14 protein-coding genes are annotated in these 16,670 nt (G+C 58.8%); 6 read left to right on the plus strand and 8 right to left on the minus strand.

Annotation, left to right across the window (positions count from 1 at the left end):
- Window positions 1–175: 175 nt before the first annotated feature.
- The 6 genes from ntrC to glnA form a co-directional block, all read right to left on the minus strand.
- Window positions 176–1,612, minus strand: coding sequence for a nitrogen regulation protein NR(I) (gene ntrC / locus KDX39_RS08860; protein WP_024686097.1), 1,437 nt, complete (start codon window positions 1,610–1,612; stop codon window positions 176–178).
- Complete coding sequence (gene glnL / locus KDX39_RS08865) at window positions 1,609–2,694, minus strand: nitrogen regulation protein NR(II) (RefSeq protein ID WP_004882729.1); 1,086 nt, start codon at window positions 2,692–2,694, stop codon at window positions 1,609–1,611. The genes ntrC and glnL overlap by 4 nt, the downstream gene beginning before the upstream one ends.
- Window positions 2,695–3,136: 442 nt before the next feature.
- Window positions 3,137–3,754, minus strand: coding sequence for a DUF4124 domain-containing protein (locus KDX39_RS08870; RefSeq protein WP_231660072.1), 618 nt, complete (start codon window positions 3,752–3,754; stop codon window positions 3,137–3,139).
- A 2-nt stretch (window positions 3,755–3,756) separates the two neighbouring features.
- Window positions 3,757–4,290, minus strand: a complete 534-nt coding sequence (locus KDX39_RS08875) for a DUF4124 domain-containing protein (RefSeq protein WP_231660073.1) — start codon at window positions 4,288–4,290, stop codon at window positions 3,757–3,759.
- 68 nt (window positions 4,291–4,358) lie between these two features.
- The gene (locus KDX39_RS08880; protein ID WP_231660209.1) at window positions 4,359–4,916 is read right to left on the minus strand and encodes a chorismate mutase; all 558 of its coding nucleotides are present in this window, start codon (window positions 4,914–4,916) and stop codon (window positions 4,359–4,361) included.
- A gap of 187 nt (window positions 4,917–5,103) precedes the next feature.
- Window positions 5,104–6,510, minus strand: coding sequence for a glutamate--ammonia ligase (gene glnA, locus KDX39_RS08885; RefSeq protein ID WP_099229349.1), 1,407 nt, complete (start codon window positions 6,508–6,510; stop codon window positions 5,104–5,106).
- 334 nt (window positions 6,511–6,844) lie between these two features.
- Here glnA and thiI point away from each other — a divergent pair, with 334 nt between their 5' ends.
- Window positions 6,845–8,299 carry a tRNA uracil 4-sulfurtransferase ThiI gene (gene thiI / locus KDX39_RS08890; RefSeq protein ID WP_004882723.1) on the plus strand — a complete coding sequence of 485 codons (1,455 nt, stop codon included), beginning with the start codon at window positions 6,845–6,847 and terminating at the stop codon, window positions 8,297–8,299.
- 143 nt (window positions 8,300–8,442) lie between these two features.
- Window positions 8,443–10,263: a translational GTPase TypA gene (gene typA, locus KDX39_RS08895; RefSeq protein WP_231660074.1), complete on the plus strand. Its 1,821-nt coding sequence runs from the start codon at window positions 8,443–8,445 to the stop codon at window positions 10,261–10,263.
- Window positions 10,264–10,595: 332 nt separating this feature from the next.
- Here typA and KDX39_RS08900 read toward each other — a convergent pair whose 3' ends face one another.
- Window positions 10,596–11,051, minus strand: a complete 456-nt coding sequence (locus KDX39_RS08900) for a YkgJ family cysteine cluster protein (protein WP_004882721.1) — start codon at window positions 11,049–11,051, stop codon at window positions 10,596–10,598.
- Between the two features lie 174 nt (window positions 11,052–11,225).
- Window positions 11,226–13,667 (minus strand): penicillin-binding protein 1A, encoded by a 2,442-nt coding sequence (locus tag KDX39_RS08905; RefSeq protein WP_442964533.1) that lies wholly within the window; start codon window positions 13,665–13,667, stop codon window positions 11,226–11,228.
- A gap of 209 nt (window positions 13,668–13,876) precedes the next feature.
- Here KDX39_RS08905 and KDX39_RS08910 point away from each other — a divergent pair, with 209 nt between their 5' ends.
- Genes KDX39_RS08910 through KDX39_RS08925 form a run of 4 tightly spaced genes read left to right on the plus strand, consistent with a single transcriptional unit; the run spans window position 13,877 to window position 16,666 of the window.
- On the plus strand, window positions 13,877–14,941 hold the full coding sequence (locus tag KDX39_RS08910) for a pilus assembly protein PilM (RefSeq protein ID WP_231660076.1): 1,065 nt from the start codon (window positions 13,877–13,879) through the stop codon (window positions 14,939–14,941).
- Window positions 14,941–15,522, plus strand: coding sequence for a PilN domain-containing protein (locus KDX39_RS08915; protein WP_231660077.1), 582 nt, complete (start codon window positions 14,941–14,943; stop codon window positions 15,520–15,522). The genes KDX39_RS08910 and KDX39_RS08915 overlap by 1 nt, the downstream gene beginning before the upstream one ends.
- Window positions 15,519–16,142, plus strand: a complete 624-nt coding sequence (gene pilO / locus KDX39_RS08920; RefSeq protein ID WP_231660078.1) for a type 4a pilus biogenesis protein PilO — start codon at window positions 15,519–15,521, stop codon at window positions 16,140–16,142. Before KDX39_RS08915 ends, pilO begins: the two co-directional genes overlap by 4 nt.
- Window positions 16,139–16,666, plus strand: coding sequence for a pilus assembly protein PilP (locus KDX39_RS08925; protein ID WP_231660079.1), 528 nt, complete (start codon window positions 16,139–16,141; stop codon window positions 16,664–16,666). Before pilO ends, KDX39_RS08925 begins: the two co-directional genes overlap by 4 nt.
- Window positions 16,667–16,670 lie beyond the last annotated feature (4 nt).

Genomic DNA, 16,670 nt, shown 5'->3' on the forward strand with positions numbered 1-16,670 from the left:
ATATAAAGCCCCGTGAGGCGGCTTGCCGGCAATACGTTTTTCAGTCACCCCGTTAGTGACTGGCCTGGCGCTATCGCCGGCAAGCCGCCTTCCACAAGGTTTGCATTTATCCAGTCAGACTTGCGTATGACGCCGAGCGCACTGCGTGGGCACGATCGGCGTTCAGGCAGGTCGGTCAGCCTTCCTCTCCCTCGTCATCATCCCCGCCATCGACCTTCATGCCCAATTCCTTGATCTTGCGGGTCAGGGTGTTGCGGCCCCAGCCCAGCAACACGGCGGCATCGCGGCGGCGGCCCGCGGTGTGTTTCAGAGCGGTTTCGATCATGATGCGTTCGAACGTCGGCACCGCGCTGTCCAGCAGACTCGACTGACCACGTGACAGCGCCTGATCGGCCCATTGACGCAGCGCTTGCTCCCAGTTGGTGACCGGCGCCGCATCCTGCGGCAGGCTGAGCAATTCTGGCGGCAGGTCGCTGATGTGCACTTCACGGCCTGAAGCCATGACCGTGATCCAGCGGCAGGTGTTTTCCAGCTGACGCACGTTGCCCGGCCAGGGCAGATGCTTGAGGTATTCCTCGGTCTCGGCCTTGAGCAGCTTCGGCTCGACCGCCAGTTCCTGCGCGGCACGGCTCAGGAAGTGACGGGCGAGTGTCGGGATGTCTTCACGACGGTCCGACATGCGCGGAATGTGAATGCGGATCACGTTCAGGCGGTGGAACAAGTCCTCACGGAATTTGCCGGCCTGAACGAGGGTTTCCAGATTCTGGTGAGTCGCAGCAATGATGCGCACATCCACCTTGACCGGCGTATGACCACCGACACGATAGAACTCGCCATCTGCCAGAACACGCAGCAGACGGGTCTGGGTGTCGGCAGGCATGTCACCGATTTCGTCGAGAAACAACGTGCCGCCGTCCGCCTGCTCGAAGCGTCCGCGACGCAGGTTGGCAGCGCCCGTGAATGCGCCTTTCTCGTGACCGAACAGCTCGGACTCCATCAGATCCTTGGGGATCGCCGCCATGTTCAGCGCAATGAACGGCGAAGCCGAGCGCGGGCTGTGGCGGTGCAACGCGTGGGCGACCAATTCTTTACCGGTGCCGGACTCGCCATTGATCAACACGGTGATGTTGGAATGGCTCAAGCGCCCGATAGCACGAAACACTTCCTGCATCGCTGGCGCTTCGCCAATGATCTCGGGTGTGCGGGTCAGGGTCGGCGCGACATCCAGACCTTGCTGTTCCTGAGCGTGCTGGTTGGCGCGCTTGACCAGCGAGACGGCTTCATCGACATCGAACGGCTTGGGCAGGTACTCGAACGCACCGCCCTGATACGACGCCACGGCGCTGTCCAGGTCCGAATGAGCGGTCATGATGATGACCGGCAGACGTGGATGCTGTTCGCGAATTCGCGCCAGCAGGTCCAGGCCGCTGGCACCCGGCATGCGGATGTCGGAAATGATCACGTCCGGTTGCTGACGGGCCAGGCGACTCATCACCCCATCGGCGCTGTCGAAGCTCTGCGTGGTCATGCCTTCCTGTTGCAAGGCCTTTTCCAGTACCCAGCGAATGGAACGATCGTCGTCTACGATCCAGACAGTTTCACTACGGCTCATGTCGAAGCTGCTCCTTGTTCCAGCGGCAGGAAGATCGAGAATGTGGTGTGGCCGGGATGGCTGTCACACTCGATAAGTCCCTGGTGCTGGCTGATGATGTTCTGGGTAATGGCCAGACCAAGCCCTGTGCCATCCGGGCGGCCACTGACCATGGGGTAGAAAATGGTTTCCTGAAGCTCGGCCGGAATGCCCGGGCCGTTGTCGATGATCTCGATCTTGCTCACCAGCCTGTGGCGCACGTGGCCGATGGTGAACTGGCGCATGGCGCGGGTGCGCAGGGTGATGCGGCCCAGGCGCAATTCGTTCTGACCGCTGATGGCCTGCATGGCGTTGCGTACAATATTGAGCACCGCCTGAATCATCTGCTCACGATCGATCAGTACATCCGGAATGCTCGGATCGTAGTCGCGCACCAGCGTGATGCAGCCCTGGCTTTCGGCTTCGACCAGGCTGCACACCCGTTCGAGCACTTCATGCACGTTGGTCATCGCCAGCGAAGGCAGTTTGTTGGAGCCCAGCATGCGGTCCACGAGGTTACGCAGGCGGTCTGCCTCCTCGATGATGACGTTGGTGTAGTCCTTGAGGCTTTCTTCAGGCAGCTCACGCGCCAGCAGTTGTGCGGCGCCGCGGATCCCGCCCAGCGGATTCTTTATTTCGTGGGCCAGTCCACGCACCAGCATCTTGGTGGTTTCCTGCTTGGACAACTGAGCTTCTTCCTTGGTGATGCGCAACAGGCGGTCACGAGGATGGACTTCAAGCAGCAGCAGGGTTTCGCCCTTGCTCAGGATCGGGGTCACGGCGTAGTCGACGGTCAGGGTCTGGCCGGTCAGCGCGGTGAGCATGGCTTCACGTTTGGTGAAAGGGTGCGCCTGTTCGACGGCCTGGCGAAGCGAACTCAGCGCTTCGGCCGACTCGGTGAACAGTTCGCTGATGAATTGCCCATGGCTGCGCTGCCCACTGATGGCGAGCAGCATTTCCGCTGCCGGGTTCATGTACTCGAGACGCAGGTCGGCGTTGAGCAGAATCGTTGCAGTGGTCAGGTTATCCAGTAACAGTCTGTGCAGCGCGTCGCTGATAGTCATGAATCGTGTTGACCTCTTTTGGCACATGGCAATCGCGCTATGCAGGTGCTTGTCGGCACAAGTAAAGCCACCATTACGGTGCGTGACGGGGTGCTATGCCTGAGAAGTTGCAAAAACCAAACCAAGGCTCCGAAAAGAAGCGCTTTCTCTGCAAAACAACTGCTTTTTCCGAAATCGTGCCCGCATACGGCGCTGCCTCAGGGGCACTTCTGAACCAGAGTGGGCTGTATTGTTGCGCGTATGCACGAGTTGCGCACCAAAAAGGTGCCAGGGAATAACTGAGTTTGAAGACCCGGTGCGAGCACCGGACCTGAAACGCGGCTTATCGGTGATCGCTTCAGTTCAGGGACCGTACAGGCCGCTCGAAGAATCGCATCGCCAGCAAGCCGCCTCCCATAGTCGCTATTCTTCAGTAGGGAAGGTGTCATTCGACGAGGATGAATCAGAAGAACGGCAGAATGCTGCTTTCGGGCTTGGGCTTGTCCTTGAGCGGGCATTCCAGGCGAACGCCGTACTCTTCAGGCTTGCACGGGTTGGTGGCACGCTTTTGAGCCAGCGTGACGCGCTGCAGGTGAAAGGGCTGATTGGGCGTCTTTTCCAGAACTCGACCCATCGTGTCGGAAATCTCGACAGACAGCTGATGCGTGCCCCGGTCGATGTTGCTCAGCGGGAAGACGGGGCTGCGTCCAGGTTGGCCGACAGGTACGCCGTCCAGCAGCAGGCGATAGCTGTGACCGGGTTGCAGAACCGGGTCGCTGCTGACGGTCACGATCAGATCGCCGCTGGGGCTGCTGATCGTGGCGTCGGGCTCCGGCACCAGCACCCGCAATAACTGATACTGAAAGATCGCAGGCGGCTTGCTCTCGGCAGGCTTGGCTTTCAGCGTTCGGGTCGGCGGTGTGCCGGTCATGTTATTGCTGGGCGGGATGTCGACACGCTTGGCGTTCTTGCGCGGCTGGTCGGTGAACACCCGGTTGCCGTTCGCGTCGATGTAGGTGTAGACGTCCGCCAGCGCGGGCAACGTGCACAGCAACAATAGCGTCAGCAGCAGGTTGCGCATGTTCATGGCTTGCCGAGGTGAACGCGTTGCACAGTCAGGGTGATGGTCTCGCTTTGCTGAATGATGCGCTCGCCGTCTTTCACCACCACCGCGAAGCTGTGTTCACCGCGATCAATGTTCATTACCTGAAAGCGGGGAAGGTTGGTGGGCTGGCCATACAGGTTGCCGTCCAGCAGCAGTTGCAGGCGATGGGCCTGTTGCAGGCGCGGCTGGATTTTCACACCGATGATGAAGGAGCCGTTGTTGGCGCGCAGTGCTTCGTCGGTTGGCAGGTCGGAGAGCTCGAGTGTGCTGTAGGCGTCTTGAGACTGTGTCTGCGTTTGCGGCTCGATTGTTTGCGGCGCGGTGTTGAGCGTCGGTCTGGATGGACGGGACTCCACGCTGTTGAGTGGCGGCAGTTCGACGACCTCGGTCTTGACGCCGTTGGGTGGCTCATTACTGAACGCCGTGTTGCCATTCGCGTCGGTGTACTTATAGATCTGCGCTACGGCAGGCAGGCTGATCAATAGGAACAGGCAGATGAGGCTTTGACGCATGAGGCTCTCGACAGCGAAGGGCAAAGGTCACCAGCATAGAACACTTCGCCCTGTGTCGTGCAGCAGGCTTACAGTTTCGTTGCGCACAGATCCGCGGTGGCAAGCACCAGCGCCTGATCATGAATCGGGTCGCTGAGGTGGCGCTTGAGTGCAGCGTCCAGCAGCGTCTGGCAATCACTCGATTCGCGAACCGGCTGGAAGTCGGCGTACGCTTTCAACAATTCGGTCTGCAGACGATCCAGCTTCGGACGGATGTCATCGACCAGGCTGAGGCGAGCCGTGTCGGGCGCCTTGCCTGCCGCGTGCCACTGGGCAAGCAGGGCGTTCTGGACGCGTTTGTTGGCTTCGATCTGCGCGCGGAACAGCCGCTGGACGTCATCCGGGCTCAGCTTGAACTCGGCGGCACGCGCCTGGGCAGCGGTGATCACCTGTTGTTCGCGGGGCGGGTCTTCCACTGCCTTGCCGCTGTCCCATTTGCTCAAGGCCACCTGATCGGCAATCGTCAGGCGCTCGCTGATGGCTTGCAGGAGCGGTTCCAGCGCAGAGGATTTCTGCTCGGCAGCGAAGGTGAAACCGGAGGACATGCAGGTCAGAGTCAGTAACGAAGTGGCCAGAAGCATGCGCATGGTGAAGTCCATCTTGAAAAGGGACATAGAGTAAACGTCATGTTCCTGACCGCTGCCAGCGCCACACGGTGAACAAAAGTTCATGCATCACGGCCAGTCATGATCCCGCTGAAACAAAAAGACCTCCCGAAGGAGGTCTTTTCTGTTACGCCATCAACGTCAGGCCATCAACGCTGGCGCGACTGGATCAGCAGCTGTAGTACAGCTCGTATTCCAGTGGGTGTACGAAGGTGCGTACCTTGATTTCTTCTTCGCTTTTCAGCTCGATGTAGGCATCGATGAAGTCGTCGCTGAATACGCCGCCCTTGGTCAGGAACGCACGGCCCTTGTCCAGTTCTTCCAGGGCTTCTTTCAGGCTGCCGCAAACTTGTGGGATCTCTTTGGCCTCTTCAGGCGGCAGGTCATACAGGTTCTTGTCAGCTGCGTCGCCAGGGTGGATCTTGTTCTGGATGCCGTCCAGGCCAGCCATCAACAGTGCGGCGAACGCCAGGTACGGGTTGGCTGCCGGATCCGGGAAGCGTGCTTCGATACGACGGCCGCGTGGGCTGGAGACGTAAGGAATACGGATGGAAGCCGAACGGTTACGTGCCGAGTAGGCCAGCATCACCGGTGCTTCAAAACCTGGAACCAGACGCTTGTAGGAGTTGGTCGACGGGTTGGTGAAACCGTTCAGTGCCTTGCCGTGCTTGATGATACCGCCGATGAAGAACAGGGCAGTGTCGGACAGACCGGCATAGCCTTCACCTGCGAAGGTGTTCTTGCCGTCTTTGGCGATGGACATGTGGACGTGCATACCCGAACCGTTGTCGCCATACAGAGGCTTCGGCATGAAGGTAGCGGTACGACCGTAGGCATCGGCAACGTTGTGTACGCAGTATTTGAGGGTCTGAACTTCGTCAGCCTTCTTGACCAGCGTGTTGAATTTCACGCCGATTTCGTTCTGGCCGGCAGTGGCAACTTCATGGTGGTGGACTTCCACGACCTGGCCCATTTCTTCCAGGGCGTTGCACATTGCGGTACGGATTTCGTGGTCATGGTCGACCGGTGGAACCGGGAAGTAGCCACCCTTGACGCCAGGACGGTGGCCTTTGTTGCCGCCGTCGATGTCGCCGTCAGTCATCCAGGAAGCCTGTTCGGAGAAGATCTTGAACATGGAGCCGGAGATGTCGGACTTGAACTTCACTTCGTCGAAGACGAAGAATTCTGGCTCAGGACCCACGAATACGGTGTCACCGATACCGGTGGACTTCAGGTATTCCTCTGCACGGTGGGCGATGGCGCGCGGGTCGCGATCGTAGCCCTGCATGGTCGAAGGTTCGATGATATCGCAGACCAGAATGATGGTCGGCTCTTCGGTGAACGGGTCGAGAACGGCGGTTTCGTCGTCCGGCAGCAGGATCATGTCGGAGGCTTCGATACCTTTCCAGCCAGCGATGGAGGAACCGTCGAACATTTTGCCGACTTCAAAGAAGTCGTCTTCCAGCGCATCGCGCGCAGGCATCGTGACGTGCTGCTGCTTGCCCTTGGTGTCTGTGAAGCGCAGATCAATCCACTTAACGTCATGATCTTTGATGAGTTGAACCGACTTCGACATGGTGTCCTCCGGGTGGCTAGGGACCGCCTTATAGTTTTGGGCCCCTTGAATTTGGGTGATGCCGGCGCGAATACTCTGCCAAGGCAACCTGCCTCACAAGGGAGCAATTTGCATGCCAGTGCCCCGTGTTGGGTTTTTTGCCTCAATCCGAGGCTTTCAGGGCTTCAAATCAGGATTCTGCGGAAATTCACGCACTCTTATGGCGCTGTCAATTGAGTGGTCGACCCTTTTTGGTGCGTCGATGATTGGCTGTACGATAACTGGTTAAACCGTGAGCAATTTCCGCTATAATCCGCGCCCCCCTTTTTTGGTCGGCACCTCACGCACCGTTTCCATGAAACTAATCGTTAAAGTTTTCCCAGAAATCACCATCAAAAGCCCGCCGGTTCGCAAGAAGTTCATCCGGCAGCTGGGCAAGAACATTCGTACCGTGCTCCGGGAACTGGACGCGGACATTGTGGTGGGCGGCGTATGGGACAACCTCGAGGTGGAGACCCGGCTGACCGACCCCAAAGTCCTGCAGGGCATCACCGAACGCCTGAGTTGCATGCCCGGTATCGCCAACTTTCTGCAGGTGGCCGAATACCCGCTGGGCGACATGGATGACATCGTTGCCAAGTGCAAGGCGCATTATGCCGACCTGTTGCCGGGCAAGATGTTTGCCGTGCGTTGCAAGCGTGCCGGACGACACGATTTCAGCTCCATGGATGTCGAGAAATACGTCGGCAGCCAGTTGCGCCAGCAGTGCGGGGCGGCCGGAATCGAGCTGAAAAAGCCCGATCTGGTGGTCAGAATGGAAATTCGCGACCAACGGTTGTTCGTCGTTCATGACCAGCACAAGGGCCTGGGCGGTTACCCGCTCGGCGCGCTGGAGCAGACCCTGGTATTGATGTCCGGCGGTTTCGATTCGACCGTTGCGGCCTACCAGATCATGCGCCGCGGGCTTATGGCGCACTTCTGCTTCTTCAATCTGGGCGGTCGTGCCCACGAACTGGGCGTGATGGAAGTCGCTCATTTCATCTGGAAGAAGTACGGCAGCTCCCAGCGCGTGCTGTTCGTGAGCGTGCCTTTCGAAGAAGTTCTCGGAGAAATTCTGCAGAAAGTCGATAACAGTCATATGGGTGTAGTTTTGAAGCGTATGATGTTACGCGCTGCTTCATCCGTGGCTGATCGGCTCGAAATCGATGTGCTGGTCACTGGCGAGGCGATTTCACAGGTGTCCAGCCAGACACTGCCCAATCTGTCGCTGATCGATTCGGCGACCGACAAGCTGGTGTTGCGGCCTCTGGTGGCCAGCCACAAGCAGGACATCGTGGATCAGGCGACGGAGATCGGTACGGCCGACTTTGCCCGGCACATGCCTGAGTATTGCGGGGTGATCTCGGTCAACCCCAAGACCAACGCCAAGCGGAATCGCGTTGAGTACGAAGAAAAACAGTTCGACATGGCGATTCTCGAGCAGGCGCTCGAGCGCGCGAAGCTGGTTTCGATCGATCGGGTCATCGACGATCTGAGCCGCAATGTCGATATAGAAGAAGTCAGCCAGGCGCTGGCCGGTCAGGTCGTCATCGACATCCGTCACCCGGATGCGCAGGAAGACCAGCCGCTGCAGGTGCCGGGCATAGAAGTACAAACGCTGCCGTTCTATGCATTGAACAGCCGTTTCAAGGAACTGGATAACACGCGCCAGTACCTGTTGTATTGCGACAAAGGCGTCATGAGTCGCCTGCATGCCCACCATTTGCTCAGTGAGGGGCATGCCAATGTGCGCGTTTATCGACCGAGCTAAGTGCCCGGGGCTGTTTGCCTGTGGCTTGCGTCACCGGCCCCCCGACACCAGTCGCCAAGCCGTAACGGCTTTTGCCGACTAGTAACTGTTAATCGCCGGCGTTAAACCGTCAGCAGACCGAATCCTCTGATCGAGATACACAAGTGATCGAAAATCTACGCAACATCGCCATCATCGCCCACGTTGACCATGGTAAGACCACCCTGGTAGACAAACTCCTGCGTCAATCCGGCACTCTGGAGCGCAACGAGCTCAACGACGAGCGCGTGATGGACTCCAACGACCAGGAAAAAGAGCGCGGTATTACCATTCTCGCGAAGAACACCGCGATCAACTGGAACGGCTACCACATCAACATCGTGGACACCCCGGGCCACGCCGACTTCGGTGGTGAAGTAGAGCGCGTAATGTCGATGGTCGACTCCGTGCTGCTGCTGGTCGACGCTCAGGACGGCCCTATGCCGCAGACCCGTTTCGTGACCAAGAAGGCTTTCGAAGCCGGCCTGCGTCCAATCGTGGTCATCAACAAGGTTGACCGTCTAGGCGCGCGTCCGGACTGGGTTCTGGACCAGATCTTCGACCTGTTCGACAACCTGGGTGCCACCGAAGAACAGCTGGACTTCAAAGTCGTCTACGCCTCGGCCCTGAACGGTATTGCCGGTCTGGACCACACCGACATGGCTGAAGACATGACCCCGCTGTACCAGTCGATCGTCGACAACGTACCTGCGCCGGCTGTTGACCGTGACGGTCCGTTCCAGATGCAGATATCCGCTCTGGACTACAACAGCTTCCTGGGCGTCATCGGTGTTGGCCGTATCGCACGTGGTCGCGTCAAGCCGAACACTCCGGTCGTGGCTATCGACGCTTCCGGCAAGAAGCGTAACGGTCGTATCCTGAAGCTGATGGGTCACCACGGTCTGCACCGCGTTGACGTTGAAGAAGCGGCTGCCGGCGACATCGTCTGCATCAGCGGTATGGACGAACTGTTCATCTCCGACACCCTGTGCGACCCGCTGAACGTTGAAGCGATGAAGCCGTTGACCGTCGATGAGCCAACCGTTTCCATGACCTTCCAGGTAAACGACTCGCCGTTCTGCGGTAAAGAAGGCAAGTTCGTGACCTCCCGTAACATCAAGGAGCGTCTGGACAAGGAGCTGCTCTACAACGTTGCTCTTCGCGTTGAAGAAGGCGACTCGGCTGACAAGTTCAAGGTTTCCGGCCGTGGTGAGCTGCACCTTTCGGTACTGATCGAAACCATGCGTCGCGAAGGCTTCGAAATGGGCGTTGGTCGTCCTGAAGTGATCATCCGCGTCGTCGACGGCAACAAGCAGGAACCGTTCGAAAACGTCACCATCGACACCCCTGAAGAATCCCAGGGCAAGGTCATGGAAGAGATGGGTCTGCGTAAAGGCGATCTGACCAACATGGTGCCGGATGGCAAAGGTCGTGTGCGTCTGGAATACAACATCCCTGCTCGTGGTCTGATCGGTTTCCGTAACCAGTTCCTGACCCTGACCAACGGTGCTGGCATCCTGACCTCCATCTTTGATCGCTACGACACCATGAAGTCCGGCCAGATGTCCGGCCGTCAGAACGGTGTTCTGGTCTCGGTTGAAACCGGCAAGGCGCTGACCTACTCCCTGGAAACCCTCCAGGCGCGTGGCAAGCTGTTCGTTGAGCACGGTCAAGAGATCTACAACGGTCAGATCGTTGGTCTGAACAGCCGTGACACCGACATGGGCGTCAACCCAACCAAAGGCAAGAAGCTCGACAACATGCGTGCTTCGGGTAAAGACGAAACCATCGCTCTGGTTCCACCTGTTCGCTTCACTCTGGAACAGGCTCTGGAATTCATCCAGGACGACGAGCTGTGCGAAGTCACGCCAAAGTCGATCCGTCTTCGCAAGAAGATCCTGGACGAAGGCGAGCGTACCCGCGCTGCCAAGAAAGCCAAGGCTTGATACTTAGCCCTCGCTGAATGAAAACGCCCCCGGTCGAAAGGCCGGGGGCGTTTTTATTTGTGCGGGTTTTGTAAGGCCTCATCGTGGTGAGGCTCCGCGTTCCCATGGAGCGTGGGAACGATCATCAAAGTCTTTGACTGAATGCGTACCCTGTGGGAGGCGGCTTGCCGGCGATGGCGTCAGTTCGGTGGCTGATAGGTCGCTTCAGAAAAAGAATCGCCGACCAGCCGCCTCCCACGCTCACGTTTGCAGCAAGGCTTGTGTATAGCGATGAGAGCGGAGCCTATGCACGATCATGTGCTCGTGCTCTGAGCCTCACTCGGGGCGGTCACTCAGAACTTCGGGACAGGCGCGCTGGTGGCGTTTCTCAGGGAGCCGCTTTCTGGGCGTACAACTGCCTTGGGCTTGTAGGCGCAGTAGCCAGGGCGCGGTCCGATTTTGGGGTGGTTGCGGCACGTATCGGGGCGCTTGTCGTAGATGGTGCACAGGCGGCTTTTACGGTCCAGATACAGGCAGTCATTGTTGCTCATGCGCTGCAGGGTAAATATCTCGGTCTTCTGGTTGTAACGCTCGACGATCCCTTCCTTCTGCAACCGCTTGGCGATGTTCTTCGCGGGCTCGCCACGTTCGAAATCATCGACGATGCCGATACGGATCAGGTCCTTGATCTTGACTTCGACCGGCAGCGTGCAGCAGCTGGACACGCAGCCTCCGCACATGTGGCTGGAGTACTTGGCCCAGGTGTCGATGCGATCGAGTTCTGCGGCGGCGATCAAGGTGGGTTTCATTTGAGTTCAGACTTCCGGGTGAATCGGGCGCGCGATCATACCGGGCTCGACGGTCTTGGAGTAAGTAAAAATTGCCGGGGCGACTGTCGGTCGTGCAGGTGTGCACCATCGGCGGTATGTCCACGCAGAGCGCGGGCATGATTTACGCCTGCGCTCTGCGTCACATTCAGTGCGTCAGAACAGGTCGATCGGCGCCGACTCATCCGCTGGCAGCGGGCTGCCCGGAGCGCTACTGCCGCCCAGTTCGTTGACGCTCGGCGGCGTGTCTTCGCTCTTGAACAGCTCGAAGAACGCATTCGGCGTGCTCGGCGTTGCCGCGCGGCCACTGACCGGGTCGACGCGCAGGCTGAGGATGCCGTCCGGCTCTGCCTGCTGGTGTGGCGGCTTGTCTTTCAATGCCGCACTCATGTAGTCCATCCAGATCGGCAGGGAAACCGTGCCGCCGAATTCATGGCGTCCCAGGCTTTCCGGCTGGTCGAAACCGCTCCAGACCGTGGTGACGTAATCGGCGTTGTAGCCCGAGAACCAGGCATCCTTGGATTCGTTGGTCGTACCGGTCTTGCCTGCAATGTCAGGCCTGTTCATCGACAGCGCGCGACGTCCGGTGCCGCGCTTGATCACGTCCTGCAACATGCTGTTGAGGATGAACGTCGTGCGACTGTCGACGATACGCTCGGCCACGGCAGGTGCCTGGGGTTCGGCAGGCGTCGTGGATGACGTGGTCGTCAGGTTCGGGCTGTCGTGTACTGCAAAGGTCGAAGTGTCCGGTGCAGCCTTCACATCATGAGCCGGCACGCTTGGCGGGTTGGCGGTGAAGATCGTCTGGCCGTCACGGTTCTCGATAGTCTGGATCAGATAAGGGCTGACCTTGTAGCCGCCGTTCGCAAAAGCACTCCAGCCAGTGGCGATTTCCATCGGCGTCAGCGTTGCCGTACCCAGTGCGAGCGACAGGTTGCGCGGCAGGTCCTGCTTCGCGAAGCCGAAGCGGGTGATGTAGTCGATAGTGCTGTCTATGCCCAGGGCTTGCAGCAGGCGGATCGACACCAGGTTGCGCGACTTGTACAGGGCTTCACGCAGGCGAATCGGACCGAGGAAGGTGTTGGTGTCGTTCTTCGGACGCCAGACCTTGTCCAGGTATTCGTCGACGAACACGATAGGCGCGTCGTTTACCAGGCTGGAAGCCGTGTAGCCATTGTCCAGCGCAGCGCTGTAGATGAAGGGCTTGAAGCTGGAGCCTGGCTGACGCTTGGCCTGCATGGCACGGTTGTAGTTGCTTTGCTCGAACGCGAAACCGCCCACCAGTGCGCGGATGGCACCGTTCTGCGGATCCAGCGACACCAGTGCGCTCTGCGCGACGGGAATTTGACTGAATTTGAGTGAACCGTCGTCCTGACGCAGCAGGCGAACCAGATCACCGACCTTCGCAACGTCACCCGGCTGCTTGGGGTTGGCGCCCAGGCTGTTGGTGTTCAGGTAAGGGCGCGCCCACTTCATGGTGCTCCAGTCGACCTTCTCTTCCTGTTCGCCATTGCGGGTCAGTACCGTCAGACCGGCCTTGTCGACCTGAGTCACGATAGCCGGCTCCAGGCCGTTGATCGGGCGTTGTCTGGTCAGTTCCTGAACCCAGTTGGCGCGGGTCATGCCGGGGAAGCGGCTTTCCGGTCCGCGATAGCCATGACGCTGGTCGTAGTCGATCAGGCCGCGCTGAACTGCCTTGTTGGCGTCTTCCTGCAGGTCGCTCGGAACAGTGGTGGTAACCCTGAAACCCTCGGTGTAGGCATCGCTGCCGTAGCGGCCGACCATTTCTGCGCGTGCCATTTCTGCAATGTAAGGCGCGTTAACTTCCGGTGTGGGAACGTGGTAGCTGGCGTTCAGCGGCTCGCTCAGAGCGGCCTGGTAGGCAGTCTGGTCGATCTTGCCCAAGCGGTACATGCGGCCCAGGATCCAGTCGCGGCGTTCCTTGGCGCGGGTCGGGTTGGCAAGTGGGTTGAAACGTGACGGTGCCTTGGGCAGACCGGCAATCATGGCCATTTGCGCAAGGCTTACATCGCGAATCGATTTGCCGTAGTAGACTTGCGCCGCCGCCTCGATGCCATAGGCCCGGTTGCCCAGATAAATCTTGTTGACGTACAACTCGAGAATCTCGTCCTTGGTCAGTTGGCGCTCGATTTGCAAGGCGAGAAGAATCTCGGTGGTTTTGCGCGAAAAGCTTCTTTCGCTGGTCAGGAAAAAGTTTTTCGCGACCTGCATCGTGATGGTACTGCCGCCCGATTGAATGTGGCCACTTTTCACCAATTGGGTGGCGGCGCGCATGAGGCTGCTTGGATCGACACCGTAGTGATTGGCGAAATTGTCGTCTTCGGCCGATAACAGGGCGTTGATGAAGTTGGGCGGTATTTCGGCAAAGCGAATCGGCGTGCGACGCATCTCGCCAAATTCGGCGATCAGCTTGCCGTCGCTGCTGTACACGCGCAGGGGAATTTGCAGTTGAATGCTTCGCAGCGCCTCAACAGATGGCAGGTTGGGGCTCAGATAAAGGAACGCGCCGCTCAGGCCGAGCAGCAGCGAGCAGAATACCGCGACGAGAGACCACCAGAAAAACTTCAGCAGGCGTATCAAGGCTTTTGGATTTCCAGAAAAAATAGTGGGTTAAGCGCAGGCATTTACAAATGAACACGCCTTGAAGCTTTCTCAAACGAAAAAAACGCTGGGCATTATAAGCATTTTTCGTCCCCAAGCGTGATTTGCGCTACTGTCAAGGCTGTTGGCAGTGACGCTGACCCGAAATAACTCCGTAAGTGACGGAAACTCATAGGAATCAGGTTGTGTTCGAACTCTTCAGTAAGAAGGCCAACACCCTTCTAGGGATCGATATTAGTTCCACCTCGGTCAAGCTTCTTGAATTGAGTCGTTCCGGAACCCGCTACAAAGTCGAGTCTTACGCTGTTGAGCCGTTGCCGGCCAATGCCGTCGTCGAAAAGAACATTGCCGAACTCGAAGGCGTTGGCCAGGCGCTTTCACGCGTGATCGTCAAGGCCAGGACCAGCGCCAGAACGGTGGCGGTCGCGGTTGCAGGCTCGGCCGTCATCACCAAGACCATCGAGATGGACGCCGGTCTCTCGGACGATGACATGGAGAATCAGCTCAAGCTCGAGGCTGATCAGTACATCCCCTATCCCCTTGAAGAAGTGGCCATCGATTTCGAAGTTCAGGGCTATTCGCTGCGCAATCCCGAACGCGTTGAAGTCCTTCTGGCCGCCTGCCGCAAGGAAAACGTCGAGGTGCGCGAGGCTGCGCTGGCGCTGGCGGGCCTCACCGCAAAGGTCGTCGATGTCGAAGCCTATGCCCTTGAGCGTTCATTCGGGCTGCTGGCTGTGCAGCTGGGTAACGGTCATGACGAACTGACCGTTGCCGTCGTCGATATCGGCGCAACCATGACCACGCTGAGCGTTCTGCACCACGGCCGGATCATCTACACCCGCGAGCAACTGTTCGGCGGGCGCCAGCTGACTGAAGAAATCCAGCGTCGCTACGGCCTCTCGATGGAAGAGGCCGGGCTTGCCAAGAAACAGGGCGGGCTGCCAGACGACTATATCAGCGAAGTGCTGGAGCCATTCAAGGATGCGCTGGTGCAGCAGGTCTCGCGTTCCCTTCAGTTCTTCTTTGCCGCAGGTCAGTACAACTCCGTGGATCACATCATGCTCGCTGGCGGTACGGCTTCGATCTCGGGCCTGGAACATCTGATCCAGCGCCGTCTCGGCACGCCGACCCAGGTGGCCAATCCGTTTGCCGACATGGCCCTGAGCTCAAAGGTGAATGCGGGTGCTCTGGCCAGTGACGCGCCTGCGCTGATGATCGCGTGCGGTCTTGCTTTGAGGAGCTTCGACTGATGGCGCGGATCAACCTCCTACCCTGGCGTGAAGAGCTGCGCGAAGAGCGCAGGAAACGCTTTCTGACTGTACTGGTCTGCGTGCTGGTGGTGTCCGTCGGCGTGTTGTTCCTGATTGATCGCTACATCGGTATGGCGATCGACAGCCAGTTGGCGCGCAATGCCTTCATGCAGAAAGAGATCGCGCAACTCGATGTGCGCATCAAGGAAATCAGCGACCTCAAGGCGCGACGCAAGCAATTGCTGGAACGCATGAAAATCATCCAGGATCTGCAGGGCAACCGGCCGATCACCGGACGTGTGTTCGATCAGCTTGCCCGTACCCTGCCGGATGGCGTGTATTTCTCGCAGGTCAAGATGACTGACAAACTGATCGCGATCACCGGTGCGGCCGAATCGAACAACCGGGTTTCCGACCTCATGCGTAACCTTGAAGCGTCCGACTGGCTCGAGGCACCCAGCCTGACCGAGGTCAAGGCGACCACTGCAGGCACCGTGGATCAGGCCAACGTCTTTCAACTGACCGTGCGTCAGACCCAACCCCAAGTCCAGGTCCCGGTTGCCGAAGGAGCCAAGCCATGAACATGAGCGAGTGGCTGGAAGGGCTTCGCAAGGTCGAACTCAACGAACTCGACCTCAACAATCTGGGTTCATGGCCTGCTGCCGTCAAGGCGATTGCCGGCGTGCTGCTGACTGTGCTGATCTTCGCTCTGGGCTATTTCCTGTTCATTCAGGACATGGAAACCCAGCTGGAGAACGCGCAGGCCAGTGAGGTGTCGCTCAAGGAGCAGTTTTCCACCAAGGCGTTCCAGGCCGCAAATCTGGAGCCCTACAAGAAGCAGATGGAGGAAATGGAAAACACCTTCGGCGCTCTGCTTCGGCAATTGCCCAGCGACACCGAAGTGCCCGGCCTGCTGGAAGACATTACCCGCACCGGTCTGGGCAGCGGTCTGGAGTTCGAGGAAATCAAACTGTTGCCCGAGGCGGTGCAGCAGTTCTACATCGAACTGCCAATACAGATCACAGTGGTCGGTGGGTATCACGACCTGGCGACTTTCGTCAGTGGCGTGGCCGGTTTGCCGCGCATCGTGACGCTGCATGATTTCGATATCAAACCGGCTGATCCCAAGGTGCCTGCCAAGTTGCGCATGAACATTCTGGCGAAGACTTACCGTTACAACGATGAAGGGCTGAAGAAATGAGGGTGGCGCGTGTGTTGTGCGTCAGTACGGTCCTGGCGGGGTTGGCCGGTTGCGGCGGCGGCAATGATTACGCTGACCTGAGCGAGTTTGTGGCGCAGGCTCAGGCGCGTCCGAGCGGTACCATCGAGCCGTTGCCCAGGTTTCGTGCCTATGAGGCGTTCACCTATAACGCAGCCAGTCTGCGCAGCCCGTTTCAGCCGGCGGTCAAGGTCGACGCGCTCAGTCGCCAGAAAGGCTCGCGTCTGGTCGCACCGGACGAGACCCGGGTGAAGCAGTTTCTCGAAGGCTTCAACATCGAGTCGTTCGAAATGGTCGGTACCATCGGCAACGACTCCGGCACCTTTGCCCTGCTGCACGGGGCGGGAGGCGTCTATCGCGTGAAGGTGGGTGATTATCTGGGGCGCAACAACGGTCGCATCGTGTCGGTCAGCGACGGGCAGGTCGATGTCATTGAAATAGTTCCTGATGGAGAGGGGGCCTGGCTGGAAAGGCCGCGCAGTATCGCCCTCAAAGAACGCTCATGAAGTG

It is taken from the genome of Pseudomonas sp. CDFA 610 (assembly GCF_021147865.1).
GTDB lineage: Bacteria > Pseudomonadota > Gammaproteobacteria > Pseudomonadales > Pseudomonadaceae > Aquipseudomonas > Aquipseudomonas alliivorans.

Excerpts from the sequence above, each read along its gene's own strand:
- ntrC (WP_024686097.1), bottom strand. The coding sequence starts at position 1,612 with ATGAGCCGTAGTGAAACTGTCTGGATCGTAGACGACGATCGTTCCATT.
- glnL (WP_004882729.1), bottom strand. The coding sequence starts at position 2,694 with ATGACTATCAGCGACGCGCTGCACAGACTGTTACTGGATAACCTGACC.
- KDX39_RS08870 (WP_231660072.1), bottom strand. The coding sequence starts at position 3,754 with ATGCGCAACCTGCTGCTGACGCTATTGTTGCTGTGCACGTTGCCCGCG.
- KDX39_RS08875 (WP_231660073.1), bottom strand. The coding sequence starts at position 4,290 with ATGCGTCAAAGCCTCATCTGCCTGTTCCTATTGATCAGCCTGCCTGCC.
- KDX39_RS08880 (WP_231660209.1), bottom strand. The coding sequence starts at position 4,916 with ATGCGCATGCTTCTGGCCACTTCGTTACTGACTCTGACCTGCATGTCC.
- glnA (WP_099229349.1), bottom strand. The coding sequence starts at position 6,510 with ATGTCGAAGTCGGTTCAACTCATCAAAGATCATGACGTTAAGTGGATT.
- thiI (WP_004882723.1), top strand. The coding sequence starts at position 6,845 with ATGAAACTAATCGTTAAAGTTTTCCCAGAAATCACCATCAAAAGCCCG.
- KDX39_RS08900 (WP_004882721.1), bottom strand. The coding sequence starts at position 11,051 with ATGAAACCCACCTTGATCGCCGCCGCAGAACTCGATCGCATCGACACC.
- KDX39_RS08915 (WP_231660077.1), top strand. The coding sequence starts at position 14,941 with ATGGCGCGGATCAACCTCCTACCCTGGCGTGAAGAGCTGCGCGAAGAG.
- pilO (WP_231660078.1), top strand. The coding sequence starts at position 15,519 with ATGAACATGAGCGAGTGGCTGGAAGGGCTTCGCAAGGTCGAACTCAAC.
- KDX39_RS08925 (WP_231660079.1), top strand. The coding sequence starts at position 16,139 with ATGAGGGTGGCGCGTGTGTTGTGCGTCAGTACGGTCCTGGCGGGGTTG.